Annotated in this window: 12 protein-coding genes; 7 read left to right on the top strand and 5 right to left on the bottom strand. The window is 72.8% G+C overall.

Annotated features, from left to right (window positions below):
- Nucleotides 1–18 precede the first annotated feature (18 nt).
- Together L7N97_RS17675 and murI are read right to left on the bottom strand one after the other, a co-directional pair.
- A complete protein-coding gene (locus L7N97_RS17675; protein WP_237479612.1) occupies nucleotides 19–1,272 on the bottom strand; it encodes a TCR/Tet family MFS transporter in 1,254 nt (417 codons plus the stop codon).
- Complete coding sequence (gene murI / locus L7N97_RS17670; protein WP_237479611.1) at nucleotides 1,269–2,087, bottom strand: glutamate racemase; 819 nt, start codon at nucleotides 2,085–2,087, stop codon at nucleotides 1,269–1,271. Before murI ends, L7N97_RS17675 begins: the two co-directional genes overlap by 4 nt.
- A gap of 181 nt (nucleotides 2,088–2,268) precedes the next feature.
- Here murI and L7N97_RS17665 point away from each other — a divergent pair, with 181 nt between their 5' ends.
- On the top strand, nucleotides 2,269–3,147 hold the full coding sequence (locus L7N97_RS17665) for a hypothetical protein (protein ID WP_237479610.1): 879 nt from the start codon (nucleotides 2,269–2,271) through the stop codon (nucleotides 3,145–3,147).
- Nucleotides 3,148–3,164: 17 nt separating this feature from the next.
- On the opposite strand, the gene L7N97_RS29820 is transcribed toward L7N97_RS17665, so the two are convergent.
- Both L7N97_RS29820 and L7N97_RS17660 read right to left on the bottom strand, forming a co-directional pair.
- The gene (locus tag L7N97_RS29820) at nucleotides 3,165–3,410 is read right to left on the bottom strand and encodes a M48 family metalloprotease (RefSeq protein WP_342398955.1); all 246 of its coding nucleotides are present in this window, start codon (nucleotides 3,408–3,410) and stop codon (nucleotides 3,165–3,167) included.
- On the bottom strand, nucleotides 3,395–4,405 hold the full coding sequence (locus L7N97_RS17660; RefSeq protein ID WP_255721686.1) for a M48 family metallopeptidase: 1,011 nt from the start codon (nucleotides 4,403–4,405) through the stop codon (nucleotides 3,395–3,397). Before L7N97_RS17660 ends, L7N97_RS29820 begins: the two co-directional genes overlap by 16 nt.
- 170 nt (nucleotides 4,406–4,575) lie before the next feature.
- Between L7N97_RS17660 and L7N97_RS17655 the strand changes: the two genes are divergently transcribed.
- The 6 genes from L7N97_RS17655 (at nucleotide 4,576) to L7N97_RS17630 (ending at nucleotide 12,047) form a co-directional block, all read left to right on the top strand.
- Nucleotides 4,576–5,250 (top strand): polyamine aminopropyltransferase, encoded by a 675-nt coding sequence (locus tag L7N97_RS17655; protein WP_237479609.1) that lies wholly within the window; start codon nucleotides 4,576–4,578, stop codon nucleotides 5,248–5,250.
- A 271-nt stretch (nucleotides 5,251–5,521) separates the two neighbouring features.
- Nucleotides 5,522–6,988 (top strand): beta-Ala-His dipeptidase, encoded by a 1,467-nt coding sequence (pepD, locus tag L7N97_RS17650; RefSeq protein WP_237479608.1) that lies wholly within the window; start codon nucleotides 5,522–5,524, stop codon nucleotides 6,986–6,988.
- A gap of 110 nt (nucleotides 6,989–7,098) precedes the next feature.
- Nucleotides 7,099–8,268, top strand: a complete 1,170-nt coding sequence (locus L7N97_RS17645; protein WP_237479607.1) for a sugar ABC transporter substrate-binding protein — start codon at nucleotides 7,099–7,101, stop codon at nucleotides 8,266–8,268.
- 166 nt (nucleotides 8,269–8,434) lie between these two features.
- The gene (locus L7N97_RS17640; protein WP_237479606.1) at nucleotides 8,435–9,463 is read left to right on the top strand and encodes an ABC transporter permease; all 1,029 of its coding nucleotides are present in this window, start codon (nucleotides 8,435–8,437) and stop codon (nucleotides 9,461–9,463) included.
- Between the two features lie 2 nt (nucleotides 9,464–9,465).
- Nucleotides 9,466–11,025, top strand: coding sequence for a sugar ABC transporter ATP-binding protein (locus tag L7N97_RS17635; RefSeq protein ID WP_237479605.1), 1,560 nt, complete (start codon nucleotides 9,466–9,468; stop codon nucleotides 11,023–11,025).
- Complete coding sequence (locus L7N97_RS17630) at nucleotides 11,022–12,047, top strand: ABC transporter permease (RefSeq protein WP_237479604.1); 1,026 nt, start codon at nucleotides 11,022–11,024, stop codon at nucleotides 12,045–12,047. The genes L7N97_RS17635 and L7N97_RS17630 overlap by 4 nt, the downstream gene beginning before the upstream one ends.
- A 162-nt stretch (nucleotides 12,048–12,209) precedes the next feature.
- On the opposite strand, the gene L7N97_RS17625 is transcribed toward L7N97_RS17630, so the two are convergent.
- Entirely contained in the window at nucleotides 12,210–13,631 is a 1,422-nt protein-coding gene (locus tag L7N97_RS17625; RefSeq protein WP_237479603.1) for a sulfatase family protein, read from the bottom strand.
- Between the last annotated feature and the right edge of the window lie 53 nt (nucleotides 13,632–13,684).

Genomic DNA, 13,684 nt, shown 5'->3' with positions numbered 1-13,684 from the left:
ACCGAAGCTCCCCGGGGTTCAGGCCGCCGTGCGGGGCGGAGTCCTGGTCGCCGGCATCCGCGCCAGCGCGATCAGCGACGCCGCCAGCAGGACGGAGGCGGCCGCGTAGGGCGCGCCGGGCCAGAACACGGCGCCCCCGGGCCGCGTCGCCAGGCTGAAGATCCCCGCCATCAGCGGCGGGCCGACCACGGCGGCGATGCCCTGCAGGCTGCCGAGCGCGCCCTGCACCTCGCCCTGCCGGTCGGCCGGCACGGTGCGCGACGCGAGCGCGGTCAGGGCCGGCGGCACGAGGCCCTGGAGGCTGCCGACGGCGATCAGCGGGAACACCATCCAGCCCGCGGGCGCCAGCGCGTAGCCAAGCGTGGTCCCGACCCCGATGCCGAGGCCCAACAGCGCCGTGCGCCGCTCGCCGAGCCGCGCCACGGCGGGGCCGACCGCGAAGCCCTGGACCGCGACGGCCCCGACGCCGACCGCGGCGAGCGACAGGCCGACCGCGCCCTCGCCCCAGCCGTAGCGCGCTTCGAGCGAGAAGGCCCAGACCGCGAGGTAGGCGCTCTGCGCCAGCGCCATCAGCAGCGTCACCAGGCCGAGCGGGGCGAGCCCCGGCGCCTCGCGCAGGGCCGCCAGCGCGCCGAGCGGGTTGGCGCGGGCGAGGCGGAGGGGACGGCGCGCCTCCGGCGGCAGGGATTCGGGCAGCGCCAGCGCGCCGAAGGCGAAGTTGAGGAGGGAGAAGCCGGCGGCGACCAGGAAGGGCGCCCGTGGCCCGAGCTGCCCGACGAGGCCGCCCAGCGCCGGCCCCAGGATGAAGCCCACCCCGAAGGCGGCGCCGATCAGCCCGAAGGCCCGACCGCGCTCCTCGGGCCGGGTCACGTCCGCGATGTAGGCGTTGACCGTGATGACCGAGGCCCCGCAGGCGCCGGCGATGAGCCGGCCGGCGAAGAACCACGGCAGGCTCGGCGCGAAGGCCGTGACGAGGTAGTCGAGGCCGAGGCCCGCCACGGAGACCAGCAGCACCGGGCGGCGCCCGACCGCGTCCGACAGGTTGCCCACCAAGGGGCCGAACAGGAACTGCATAGCCGAATAGGCGGCGAACAGCAGGCCGCCCGTCCAGGCGGCGCCGGACAGGCCCTCGCCCGTCACTTCGCGGATGAGGTCCGGCACCACCGGCACGATCAGGCCGATGCCGACCATGTCGACCAGCACGGTGGCGAGCGCGAAGGCGAGGCCGCGGCGCCCCGGCCCGGCCCGCGCGGGGGACGCGGCCGCGGTCACGCCGGCTCGAGCCCGCGCGCCAGGAGCGCCCGCGCCAGCGCCGGGCCGGGATGTCGCCCCGAGGTGAAGACCACGCGCCCGGGCCGGACGGGGGCGCTGGGCACGGACGGAAAGCCGGCTGCGCCCAGCACGGCGTCGAGCCGCCGGGCGATGGCGGGCGCGGGGTCGAGCCAGGAGACCGGCCAGGGCGCCACGCGGGCGAAGGCGTCGACCAGCAGCGGGTAGTGTGTGCAGGCCAGCACCACCGTGTCGGTGCGGCGGCCGTCGCGGTCGACGAAGGCCGGGGCGACCTCGCTCCGCACGCCGCCTTCGTCGAGCCCGTCGCCGCGCAGCCACGCCTCGGCCAGGGTGGCGAGGCGGGGCGCGCCGACGAGGTCCACGGCGCAATCGCCGGCGAAGCGGCGCACGAGGTCGCGCGTGTAGTCGCGCCGCACCGTGCCCGGCGTCGCCAGCACGGCGATGCGGCGCGTGGCCGAGGCCGCCGCGGCGGGCTTGACGGCCGGGACGGTGCCCACCACGGCGAGGCCGGGCCAGCGCGCCCTGAGCGGTGGCAGCACCGCCGTGGAGGCCGTGTTGCAGGCCACCACCACGGCGTCGGGCCGGCCCTCCTCGATCAGCGGATCCAGCACCGCGAGCGCGCGGGCCACGAGGTCGGGCTCGGTCAGGTCGCCGTAGGGGAAGACCGCGTCGTCGGCCACGTAGAGCCGCTCGGCCTCGGGGCGGAGGCGGTCGGCCGCGGCGAGCACGGTGAGGCCCCCGAGACCGGAATCGAACACGAGGACGCGGGGCGGGCGGGAGAGCGGCTCGGGCGGCATGGCCCCTGTCTAGCCGGTCGCGGCCGCGGCGGCCACGCGGGGCGGGGTGTGGCCGATGGGCCGCAGCGTCGGGTCGCGGCGCGGCGCCGCCGGAAAAACGCCTCGGATCCGCCGCGCGGTGCTACAGTCGCGCCATCCCTGCCGCTCCGGCCGGCACAGAACGGTCCGGTCCGTCCATCGCATGCGCCACAGCCTCGCCCTCCTCGCCCTGCTCTCGACCGCCGCGCCCGCGCTGGCCCAACTCGTGCTGCCCGGCGCCGTCGCGCCCACGCCCGAGGGCGCGCCGTCGATCGCCGCGCCCGCCTCCCCCGCGCCCGGCGCCAAGCCGAAGCCCCGCCGCAGGCCGGCCGATCCCGCGGCGAACTCCGAGCCCGGCACCGCGGCGACGCCCGCGAAGGTTCTGCCCGCGACCACGCTGGCGGGCCAGACGCTGTACCGCGACGGCCACGGCAGCGAGATCAGCTTCGAGGCGCGCGACAAGGGGCTGGTCGTGTCGCACCTGACCCTGACCGGCAAGGCGGACGACGGCGCGGACTGCCGGATCGACGTCACGGACCTGCCGCTGACGGTGCGCGACGAGGGCCAGCCCGACGGCATGGCGCGGATCGGCATCCCCGTGCCGGCCTGCCCGATCTCGTTCGACGTGCTCGACGGAGCCGCGCTGGAGACGGGCGACCGCGCCGCCTGCTCGTTCGCGGCCACCCGCTGCAAGGTCGATCCGTCGGGCCTGTGGGGGCCGCCCGCCGCGAGCCTCACGCCCGAGCGCGACAAGGCCATCGAGCGCCAGCGCACGCAGGCCGAGGCGGCCGTGCGGGCCGGCTACAAGCGGCTGATGAAGACCACCAAGCTCCGCTCGGCGCTGATGGGCTACGCCCACGAGCAGGCGCAGTTCTCGTCGACGCGCGAGGAGATGTGCCGCGGCTACGCCGCCGAGGTGAAGCACGGCTTCTGCGCCACGCGCGTCACGGAAGCGCGCGCCGCGGCGCTGCGCGTCAAGGCCGACATCGGCCAAGCCGAGAAGGACGCCCGCAAGCACAAGGGCGGCGCCAAGCGGAGCTGAGCCGGGGCGCGGCCCCCTCAGGCCGCGGCGTTCTCCCGGAGCTGGCGCACGCGGATCGGCACCGGCGGGTGGGAGTAGTGGGCCAGCGCGTAGAGCGGGTCCGGCGTCAGCGTCGAGGCGTTGTCGCGCGCGAGGCCGGTCAGCGCGCTGATCAGCGGGTCGGCCCCCACCGTGCGGCGGGCGTAGTCGTCGGCCTGGAACTCGTTGCGGCGCGAGATCCAGTTGGACAGCGGCGCCAGCAGCGGGCTCACGACGGACGCCAGCAGCAGGCAGGCGAAGAGCCGGACCCCGTCGCCCCCTGCTCCACCCCGAAAGACGGCAGCAGCCAGGGCTGCTTGACCAGCCAGCCGAAGGCGGCGAGGCCGAGAAAGGTGACGACGGCGCTCTGCGCCAACCCGAACCAGATGTGGCGGTGGCGGAAGTGGCCGAGCTCGTGGGCGATCACGGCCTCGATCTCGTCGGGCGCGCTGTTGGCCACCAGCGTGTCGAACAGGACGATGCGCTTCGAGCGGCCGAAGCCGATGAAGTAGGCGTTGCCGTGCGCGGTACGGCGCGACGCGTCCATGGTGAACAGGCCCGAGGAGCGGAAGCCGGCGCCCGCGAGCAGCCGCTCGATGCCGGCGCGCAGCGGCCCCTGCTCCAGCGGCGTGAAGGTGTTGAAGCGCGGCGCGATCAGCCGCACGTAGACGGCCGGCGCCGTCACCATCAGCACCAGCAGGCCGACCCAGGACCAGAGCCACCACAGGCCCGTGAAGGTCCGCATGGCCCAGAGCGCCGCGTAGAGCAGCGGCACCGCCACCGCGAGCGACAGCGCCGAGCGGCGCAGGAGGTCGGCCAGGAAGGTCGCGACCGTGGTCCGGTTGAAGCCGAAGCGGCGCTCGACGACGAACTTCCGGTAGGCCGCCAGCGGCAGGTCGAGCACGGTGCCGACCGCGGCCGCGGCCACCAGGAAGGCCACGCCCAGCGTGAGCGAGCCCGGCTCCAGCACGGCCGACAGGGCGCGATCGAGGAGGCCGATGCCGCCGAGCGCCCAGACCAGCGTCAGCGCCGTGCCCACGGCCGTGTCGATCCGCGACAGCCGCTCGCGCGCCACCGTGTAGTCGGCCGCCTTCCGGTGCTCGTCGAGCGACACGCTCGCCGCGAAATCGGCCGGCACGGCGTCGCGGTGCGCCGCGACATGGGCGGTCTGGCGCATCGACAGGGCCAGGGACAGCCCCGCCCAGGCGAGCGTCGCGGCGATGAAGGCGGTCAACAGCAAGGCGGGTCCTCCGATGTCCCCGCCTAGATGCGCGCTGCGGCGGGCGCTGTCGAGCGAGGCGCGCCGATGGGCCTCAGGCGGCGGACGCGGTCAGGGCCGCCCCGCTGGCCTCCGCGCCGGCCCGGCGATAAGCAAAGCCCTCCCGGCGCTGTCGCCGGGCCGGAGCCGCCATGATCCCCTGGGAAACGCTGGATTCCGTCGCCGTGCCGGGGGGCGGCGAGATGCGCCTGATGCGGCGCGGGCACGAATACGTGATCCGGCTCGGGCCCATCGTGCTGATGGGCAGCCGCACCGGCGGCTCCGAGGAGGCGCTGGCGCGGCTCGGCTGCGCGGGGCTGGAAGCGTCGCCGAGCCCGCGCGTGCTGATCGGCGGCCTCGGCATGGGCTTCACCCTGCGGGCCACGCTGGCGCTGCTCGGTGCGAGCGCCGCCGTGACGGTGGCCGAGCTGGTGCCGGCCGTGGTGCGCTGGGGCCGCGGGCCGCTCGCCCCCGTCCACGCCGGCAGCCTCGACGACCCGCGCGTGACGATCCACGAGGGCGACGTCGGCCGGCTGATGCGGAGCCCCGCCGCCGGGCGCTACGACGCCATCCTGCTCGACGTCGACAACGGGCCGGACGGCCTGACGCGCGCCGGCAACGACGCGCTCTACGACGCGCGCGGGCTGGCGGCGGCGCGCGCCGCGCTGCGGCCCGGCGGGCGGCTGGCCGTGTGGTCGTCCGAGCCCGACGACCGCTTCACGGCGCGGCTCGGGCGAGCGGGCTTCGCGGTCGCGGTCGAGACCCCGCGGGCGCACGGCAAGCGGGGCATCAAGCACGTGGTCTGGGTGGCGACGCGGGCGGGGTGACGGCCCGACCGGCCGGCCCGTGATGCAAATGCTTGACGCCTGAAAATTTGTGCAATAGCCTTGAGGGGTTGAATTCAGAGCCATACGGGGCCGCCGCGAGGCGCCGCTCCGGCGCGGCCGGCGGCTTCGATGCCGCCGCATCCGCGGAAGAGGCTGGCGAGCACAGGGCACGACGAGGCCGGCTCAGCCAGAGGATACGTGATCCGGCTCAGGCAACGGGATCGTCAGAATCCCGATCTGCACCGGACGACAGGCCATCCGGGAGGAGATGATGCGGGTTTTGGAGGGCATTGAGCCTCGTGAAGTGATGCACTTCTTCGAGGAGCTCAGTGGGCGGCACCGCTGTTCGCGCCACGAGAAGCAGGCCACCGACTACGTCGCGGATTTCGCGCAAAGCCGCGGGCTCGAGCACCACCGCGACGATCTTCAAAACATCATCGTCAAGAAGCCCGGCACGCCGGGCTACGAGGCGGCGCCGACCGTGATCCTGCACGGCCACCTCGACATGGTGTGCAAGATCGACGAGGGCTTCACCCACGACTTCGCGGCCGGCGGCGTGACGCTGAAGGTGGACGGCGACCGCATCCGCGCCGAGGGCACGACGCTGGGCGCCGACAACGGCCTCGGCATCTCCTACATGCTGGCCCTGCTCGACTCGAAGGACATCCCGCATCCGCCGCTGGAATGCGTGATGACCGCCATGGAGGAGATGGGCAAGGTCGGCGGCGACGGCGTCGACCTGAAGCTCCTGTCCGGCAAACGGATGATCGACTTCAACTGGATCGACGAGAAGCAGCTCCTCGCCGGCTGCTCGGGCGACGTGTCCTGCCGCATCGACGTCGACGCGGACTGGACCGCCCCCGGGCCGGACCGCGTGGCGCTGGCGCTCGACATCCGCGGCGGCCTCGGCGGCCATTGCGAGTTCGACATCCACTTCGAGCGCGCCAACGCCATCGTGCTGCTCGGCCGCCTGCTCCGGGCCGCCATGAAGGCTGGCGACGTCGCCGTGGCCCGCGTGTCGGGCGGCGTGCAGAACAACGTGATCCCGGCCGAGGCCGCCGCCGTCCTGTCGGTCCGGCCCGACGAGGTCGAGGCCGTCGAGCGCGCCGTGTCGGCGCTGGCCGCCGACCTCAAGGCCGAGTTCCGCTCCGCCGACCCCGGCCTCAGGATCGAGACGAAGCGCACGGAAGCCCCAGTCGAGCGCGTGTTCTCGGCCCGCGCGGCGCGGACCCTCGTGCGGACGATCGCGCTGCTGCCCGACGGCGTCCAGACCCAGAACCTCGAGGTGCCGGGCAACTGGGAAACCTCCAACAACATCGGATTGATGATCACGACCGGGCGCGGCGCGGAGATCACCTCCACGATCACGAGCGCCGTGACGTCGCGCAAGCACGCCGTGCTCGACCAGATGATGCAGCTCGCCGAGATGGCCGGCGAGGGCGTCACCGCGAAGCAGATCGGCCTCGACGCCCCCGAGTTCCCGTGGAACCCGAAGTCGCGCATGCTGGAGGTCGCGAAGGACAGCTACAAGCGCGTGATGGGCAGGTCGCCCGACGTGCTCGTGTCCGTGTGCAGCCTGGAGCTGGGCATGTTCACCCAGCGCATCGACGGGCTCGACACGGTCGGCATCGGCACGAACCTCTACGACCTGCACTCCCCCAAGGAGAGCATGGACCACACATCGGCGGCCCGCGTCTGGCCGCTGATCAAGGACGTGATGCGCAACCTCGACCGCTGATCGAGGGCACACGGGCCGCGCGCGCCGGAGCCCGGCGCGCCGACGGCGGACGATCTCCCGCGCGATCCGCGGGACGACCAACAACGACAATCGACAGCGAGGAAACCATCATGACGTCTGTGGAACAGGTGCGACCCGACAAGCCCGGCCTGACGAAGGCGCGCCTCCTGCTCGGCGCGGCGCTGGCGGCCGTCGCCGCGGCCGCCTCGCTCGCGGCCCCCGCGCGCGCCGCCGAGCCGATGAAGCCGCCGATCCCCAAGGACAAGCTGGTCCTGGTCGCCTCGGTGATCAACACCACCAACCCCTACATGATCTCCAACATCCAGGGCGCCCAGGCGCTGTCGAAGAAGCTCGACATCCCGCTGGAGATCGTCAACTCGAACGGCTCCTCGCAGACCGAGATCTCGAAGATCCAGGCCATCCTGGCCGGCGGCAAGACCGTGATCCTGTTCGTCAACACGGTGGCGAGCTCTGACGCGCCGACCATCGTCGACGCGGTGAAGAAGGCCGGCGGCTACGTCACCATCTGGTGGAACAGCCCGACCGACTACAAGCCCTGGAACGTCGGCGACAATTTCGTCGCCTTCCAGAAGATCCCCGGCGTCCAGTCCGGACGTTGCGGCGCCGACGCGCTCGGCGAAGCGCTGCACGGCAAGGGCAACGTCGTGGTGCTGCCCGGCGTGCAGGACAGCACGACCAGCAAGACCCGCGTGGCCGGCTTCATGGCCGAGATGAAGGAGAAGTTCCCCGGCATCAAGGTCCTGGAAGCCCGCCCGTCCAACTGGGACCCGCAGGTCGCCAACCGCAACGCCAAGGACCTGATCGTCAAATACGGCACCGACATCAACGGCGTCTGGGCGGCCGACGACGCCATGCAGATCGGCGCCATGCAGGCCTTCGAGAACGCGGGCCAGCTCAGCAAGACCAAGTTCTCGTCCGACGGCCTCTACCCCGAAACGCTGGCCGACCTGAAGTCGGGCCGCGGCGACCACGCCATCGTGGGCGAGACGTTCCACCGCGGCTACATGGCCTCGGCGGTCGGGCTCTACACCGCCTATCTCGCGGCCGAGGGCAAGATCGTGCCGAGCGAGCTGCCGCACGACAAGCGCGAGAGCCTGTTCCAGCTCAGCTGCGTCACGCCGGACAACTACCAGCAATACACGAAGTACGACGCGCCCGACGCCGCGGCCAACTTCGTCGACGAGCTCGTGCAGAAGGGCCCCTGGGACACCCCGCCCATGACGCTCATCGGCGCCGGCCCGGAAGAGATGCCGAAGTAGAGCGCCGCGCCCGACGCACCGGCGCCTCCGGGAGACCCGTCTTCCGCAGGCGCCGGGGCATCGGCTCTCCGCTGGTGGGCCGACCGGCCCGGACGGATGCACCCTCCGTCCGGGTCGGGCCACCGGCGAGGATCGGGGATCGCCCCACCACCCTCGGGATCACGCCATGGTCAGTTCCGTCGACGGCTCCAGCGCGCGCGTCGAGGCGCCCGGCTCCGCGATCAGGCGGGCCCTCGCGCCCGGCGGAGGCAAGGGGCCGCTCACCTGGATCGCGACGGTCGTCGCCATCGTGGTGGTCTTCACCCTGCTGAACCACCGTTTCGCCAGCGTCGAGAACCTCCGCAACGTGCTCCAGCAGGCCTCGGTGCCGCTGATCCTCGTGGTCGGGGCGAGCTTCGTGATCCTGATGGGGTCGATCGACCTGTCGGTCCAGGGCGTGATGGCGGCGGCCGGCATGGCCTGGGTGCTCCTGGTGCCCAACGCCCGCGGCGGCACGGACCTCGGCCCCGGCGCCTGGGCGGTCGGCCTCGGCGTCGGCCTCGCGCTGGGGCTGGTCACCGGCCTCATCTACACGAAATTCAGGGTGCCCTCCTTCGTGGTCACGCTCGGGACCTGGAACGTCGGGCTCGGCGTGGCGACGATCCTGTACGGCGACAACCTGCTGCCGAGCATCACCGACGACGGGCTGTCGGGCTGGCCGACCCGGATGACGCTGGGGCTGCCGAACGCCTTCTGGCTGGCGGCGATCGTGGTGGCGCTCGGCGCGCTGGTGATCGGTTACACGCGCTTCGGGCGCAGCATGCTGGCGATCGGCAACAACGAGTCCATGGCGCTGGTCAACGGCATCCCGGTAACGAGCGTGAAGGTCGCCGCCTTCGGCCTCGCGGGGCTGCTCAGCGGCCTCGGAGGCATCCTCGCCACGATGCAGCTCGGCTCCGGCTCGCCCGGCGTCGGCGCGGGCCAGCTCTTCACGGTCATCCCCGCCGCCGTGATCGGCGGCACCGCCCTCAGCGGCGGCGAGGGGGGCGTCCTGCGGTCGGCCTTCGGCGTGATGCTGCTGATCGTGCTCAACAACGGCCTCGTGCTGGCCGGCGTGAGCCCCGACTACCAGTCGGGCGTGTTCGGCGCCGTCCTCCTGCTCACCATCGTCGTCGTGGCCTGGCCGCTGCGCGACCGCCTGAGGGTGGCGAAATGACCATGACGGCCACGGCGGCTCCCACCCCGGCGACCGGCGCGGAAGCGCCGCCGGTCCTACGCCTGACGGACGTCACCCGCTCGTTCGGGCCCGTCACGGCCCTCAAGAACATCAGCCTGGAGATCAAGCGGGGCGAGGTGATCGGCCTCGTCGGCGAGAACGGCGCCGGCAAGTCGTCGCTCCTCAAGATCCTGGCCGGGATCGTCGCCCCGAGCTCGGGCAGGATCGAGATCAACGGCACCGTCTGCAACTTCAAGGGCCCGAAGGATGCCTTCAAGGCCGGCGTCGGCGTGGTCCACCAGGAGCAGTCGCTGTTCACCAACCTCACGGTCGGCGAGAACATCGACCAGCACCGGGCCGCGGACGGGATCCTCGAGAAGCTGGGCTTCCGGGACTGGGGGCGCGTGAACCGCGAGGCCGCGGCCGCGCTCGGCAAGATCGGCGTCAAGCTGGACCCGAAGGCGCGCGTGAGCGACCTGTCCTTCGTCGACCGGCAGATGGTCGAGATCGCCCGCGCGGTCTGCATCGACCCGACCTCCGGCGGCCCGCCCCTGATCATCCTCGACGAGCCGACGGCCGTGCTGGAACGCGAGGACGCGGCCGTGCTGGAGCGCGAGATCCGCAAGCTCAAGGCTTTCGGCAGCATCATCTTCGTGTCGCACCGGCTCGACGAGATCCTGCGCGTCTGCGACCGCGTCGTGGTCATGCGGGCCGGGCAGCTCATCCTCAACAAGCCCTCCGCCGACGTGACCAAGGACGAGCTGTTCCAGGCCATGGCGGGCCGCGCCTCCCAGGCGGTCCATCGCGCGCCGTCCCGGTCGGTCGACGGGGTCAAGCCCGCCATCGCGGTGCGGGACCTCACGCGGCAGGGGCACTATTCCGGGGTGTCCTTCGCGGCCTATCCCGGGCAGATCGTCGCCCTCGTCGGCTCGAACGGCGCCGGCTGCGGCCCGCTGATGCGCGCCCTGTTCGGCGCCGAGGCCCACGAGTCCGGCACGATCGAGGTGGACGGGAGCCCCGTGTCGGGCTGGTCGATCGGGCGCGCCGTGAAGGCTGGGCTCGCCTACGTGCCCGCCGAGCGCAAGGTCGAGGGCATGGTGGGAGGCTTCTCGGCCGCCCAGAACATCGCGCTGGTGCACCCCGGCGAGTCCGCGGTGGGCCCCTTCATCAGCCCGCGCCGGCTCGACCGCATGGCGCAGTCCTGGTTCGACCGCCTGGACGTCAGCCCCAACAGCATCTCGCTGGCGCTCGGCCGCTTCTCGGGCGGCAACCAGCAGAAGGTCGTGCTCGCGCGCTGGCTCAACGCCAGCGCCATGAAGGTCTTCCTGGTCGACCACCCCCTGCGCGGCCTCGACCCCGGCGCGGCCCAGACCGTCAACGCCCAGATCCGCAAGGCCTGCGACGCGGGCGCCGCCGTGGTGCTGATCCCGGACACGATCGAGGAAGCGATCGAGACCGCCGACCAGATCGTCGTCATGCGCGACGGCGAAGTCTCCGCCCGCTACGACATGAGCACCGGCGTCGCGCTTTCCGTCGAAGACATCCTCGAGAAGATGGTATGACCGACACCGTCGATCCCGCCAGCGGGAAGCTGGACGCGCCGCGCGCCGCGACCTCCGCCGCGACGCCCTCGGCCCGGCTGCGCGGCTCCGCCTCGTGGCAGACGCTGGGGCCGTTCCTGGTCTTCGCCGCGACGCTGCTGATCGTGTCCGCCGTGAACCCCGCCTTCCTGGGCGGCACGGGCATCTCGATCGTCACGGAATCCGCCGCGCCGATCCTGCTCGTGGCGCTGGGCCAGGCCATGGTGCTGAACATCGGCTCGATCGACCTGTCCAACGCCGCGATCAGCCTGCTCGGGGCCATCATCCTGGCCCTCCTCCTCCCGGCCTACGGGTTCGGCGCCATCGTGCTCGTGCTGGTGCTCGTCACGATCTTCGGGGCGATCAACGGCGCCATCGTGGCCTACGCGCAGGTCCCGTCCTTCGCGCTCACGCTCGGCACGCTGGGCATCCTCGAAGCCGCCACCCTGGTGGTGAGCGGGTCGGAGACCGTCTACGTCAGCCAGAACGGCGAGCTGGTCACGTCCCTCTACCAGGGCCGGTTCCTCGCGATCCCGCTGACGTTCTGGCTCGGCGTCGCCGCCGCGCTTCTGTACTGGGGGCTGCTGCGCTACAGCCGCGTCGGCCAGGGCATGACGGCCATCGGCAAGAGCGAGCCGGGCGCCATCTTCGCGGCGGTGCCGACGCGCCTGCTCAAGATCCTCACCTTCGCGATCTCGGGCTTCACGGGGGGCCTCGCCGGCATCAGCATCGTGGCGCAGGCCGGCTCGGCCTCGGCGAGCGGGCTCGGCAGCGACCTCCTGCTGCCGGGCATCGCCGCGGCGCTGGTCGGCGGCACGGCCGTGTCGGGCGGCGTGACCAACCCGATCAACGTCGTGTTCGGCGCCCTGACGATCGCCTTCGTGCCGATCGCGGTCCAGGCCATCGGCATCAGCGCGCAGGCGCAGAGCCTCGTCTACGGCTTCTTCATCATCGCCATCGTGGTGCTGACCACCAACCGGACCGCGGACGCGATCATCAAGTGACGCGCCGACCCCGGGATCGGCTCGCGGCCTGCCGCATCCGCTCATCCCCGCCTGCGCGGGGACGAGCGGTCGAGGCGGGCCGTCGCCCGGCAGGCGCAGGATGGATGGCGGCGCCTCACGGCCCCCGAGCGGGGTTTCGGGGGAGAGGCCGCGCGATCCTGCTCAGCGTTCCCCCTCGATGGTCCCCGGCGCGCCGTAGTGGTCGGCGAGCTCCTCGCCGGACAGGCTGTAGGAATAGTTGGCGGTGGTGAAGGGCAGCATCGTGCCGTTCCACGCGCCCCACTGGGCCTTCAGCCGGGCGAACACCTCCGGGTGCCGGTCCTTGAGGTTGGCGCGCTCCAGCGGGTCGGCGACCACGTCGAACAGGAAGCTGTTGCCCATGATGGACAGGTACTTCCAGTCCCCGTCCCGCACGGCGCTCTGGTCCTTGTTGAGATAGCGCCAGTAGAGGGTGCGCGGCACCGTCGGGGCGCCGGGCCGGAGGTGGTCGAGGAGGCTCGTGCCGTCCGTCGGATAGGCGGGGTCGGGCGCCGTGCCGGCCGCGGCCAGCAGCGTCGGCAGCCAGTCCATGGAGATCATCACCTGGTCGCTGGTCGAGCCCGGCTCCACGCGGCCCGGCCAGCGGATCAAGGCCGGGATGCGCAGGCCACCCTCCAGGAGGTCCGTCTTCTTGCCGGTGAAGGGCCAGGTGTCGGAGAAGCGCTCGCCGCCGTTGTCGCTGGTGAAGACCACGATCGTGTCGTCCGCCACGCCGGCGCGGTCGAGCGCGTCGAGCACGCGGCCGACCTGCATGTCCATGCGGGTCACGATGGCGGCGTACGTCTTCTGGTCGCCGCCGTCGAAGTCGCCGAGCGCCTCTGGGTCGTGCTTGGCGGCGAGGCGGCGCGACTCGGCCTCGCCCGCAGGGCCGGGCGCTTCCCAGGGCCAGTGCGGCGCCGTGAAGTGGAGCGACAGCAGGAAGGGCGCGGGCCCGCGCGCGAAGTCTTCGACGAGCCGAACCGCGTGGTCGCCGAACAGGTCGGTCAGGTAGCCCGCCTCGTGGGCCGGCACGTCCTCGTTCCACAGCGTCTTGTCGTGGTCGTAATAGTCGGCCGCGCCGCCGCGGATGCCGAAGTAATGCTCGTAGCCGCTCTTCAGCGGGCCGTAGTCGGGCAGGAAGCCGAGGTGCCACTTGCCGACCAGCGCCGTGCGGTAGCCGGCGGCGCGCAGGATCGAGGGCAGCGTCGGATGGCTCGGGGGCAGGCCCGCCACGTTGGCGGCCAGCGGCTCCTCCAGCCCGATCGCCAGCCGGTCCTGGTAGCGGCCGGTGATCAGCGCCGTGCGGGTGGCCGAGCAGACCGCGGAATTGGCGTAGGCCTGCAGGAAGCGCATCCCGCCCGCCGCGATGCGGTCGATGTTGGGCGTCTCGAAGTCGGGCCGCCCGGTGCAGGTGAGGTCGGCGTAGCCGAGGTCGTCGGCGAGGATGAAGACGACGTTGGGGCGCTTCGCCGGCGCGCCGTCGGCCGGCGCCGCGCGGGCGATGGCCGGCAGGACGAGGCTGCCCCCCGCCCCGGCCAGGAGGCTGCGTCGCGTGATCTCGGCCATCGAACTCCCTCCGGGGCGGGGCCGCACTATCGCCCGGCCCCCGCGGCGGCGGC

This window comes from Lichenibacterium dinghuense (assembly GCF_021730615.1).
Lineage (GTDB): Bacteria > Pseudomonadota > Alphaproteobacteria > Rhizobiales > Beijerinckiaceae > Lichenihabitans > Lichenihabitans dinghuensis.
The sequence above is the reverse complement of the archived record's forward strand: the minus strand, read 5'-3'. Positions and strand labels throughout refer to the sequence as shown.

Bases quoted from the DNA above. Each gene is read 5' to 3' on its own strand.
- L7N97_RS17645 (WP_237479607.1), top strand. From the start codon at position 7,099: ATGACGTCTGTGGAACAGGTGCGACCCGACAAGCCCGGCCTGACGAAG.
- murI (WP_237479611.1), bottom strand. From the start codon at position 2,087: ATGCCGCCCGAGCCGCTCTCCCGCCCGCCCCGCGTCCTCGTGTTCGAT.
- L7N97_RS17640 (WP_237479606.1), top strand. From the start codon at position 8,435: ATGGTCAGTTCCGTCGACGGCTCCAGCGCGCGCGTCGAGGCGCCCGGC.
- L7N97_RS17630 (WP_237479604.1), top strand. From the start codon at position 11,022: ATGACCGACACCGTCGATCCCGCCAGCGGGAAGCTGGACGCGCCGCGC.
- L7N97_RS17665 (WP_237479610.1), top strand. From the start codon at position 2,269: ATGCGCCACAGCCTCGCCCTCCTCGCCCTGCTCTCGACCGCCGCGCCC.
- pepD (WP_237479608.1), top strand. From the start codon at position 5,522: ATGCGGGTTTTGGAGGGCATTGAGCCTCGTGAAGTGATGCACTTCTTC.
- L7N97_RS17625 (WP_237479603.1), bottom strand. From the start codon at position 13,631: ATGGCCGAGATCACGCGACGCAGCCTCCTGGCCGGGGCGGGGGGCAGC.
- L7N97_RS17635 (WP_237479605.1), top strand. From the start codon at position 9,466: ATGACGGCCACGGCGGCTCCCACCCCGGCGACCGGCGCGGAAGCGCCG.
- L7N97_RS17655 (WP_237479609.1), top strand. From the start codon at position 4,576: ATGATCCCCTGGGAAACGCTGGATTCCGTCGCCGTGCCGGGGGGCGGC.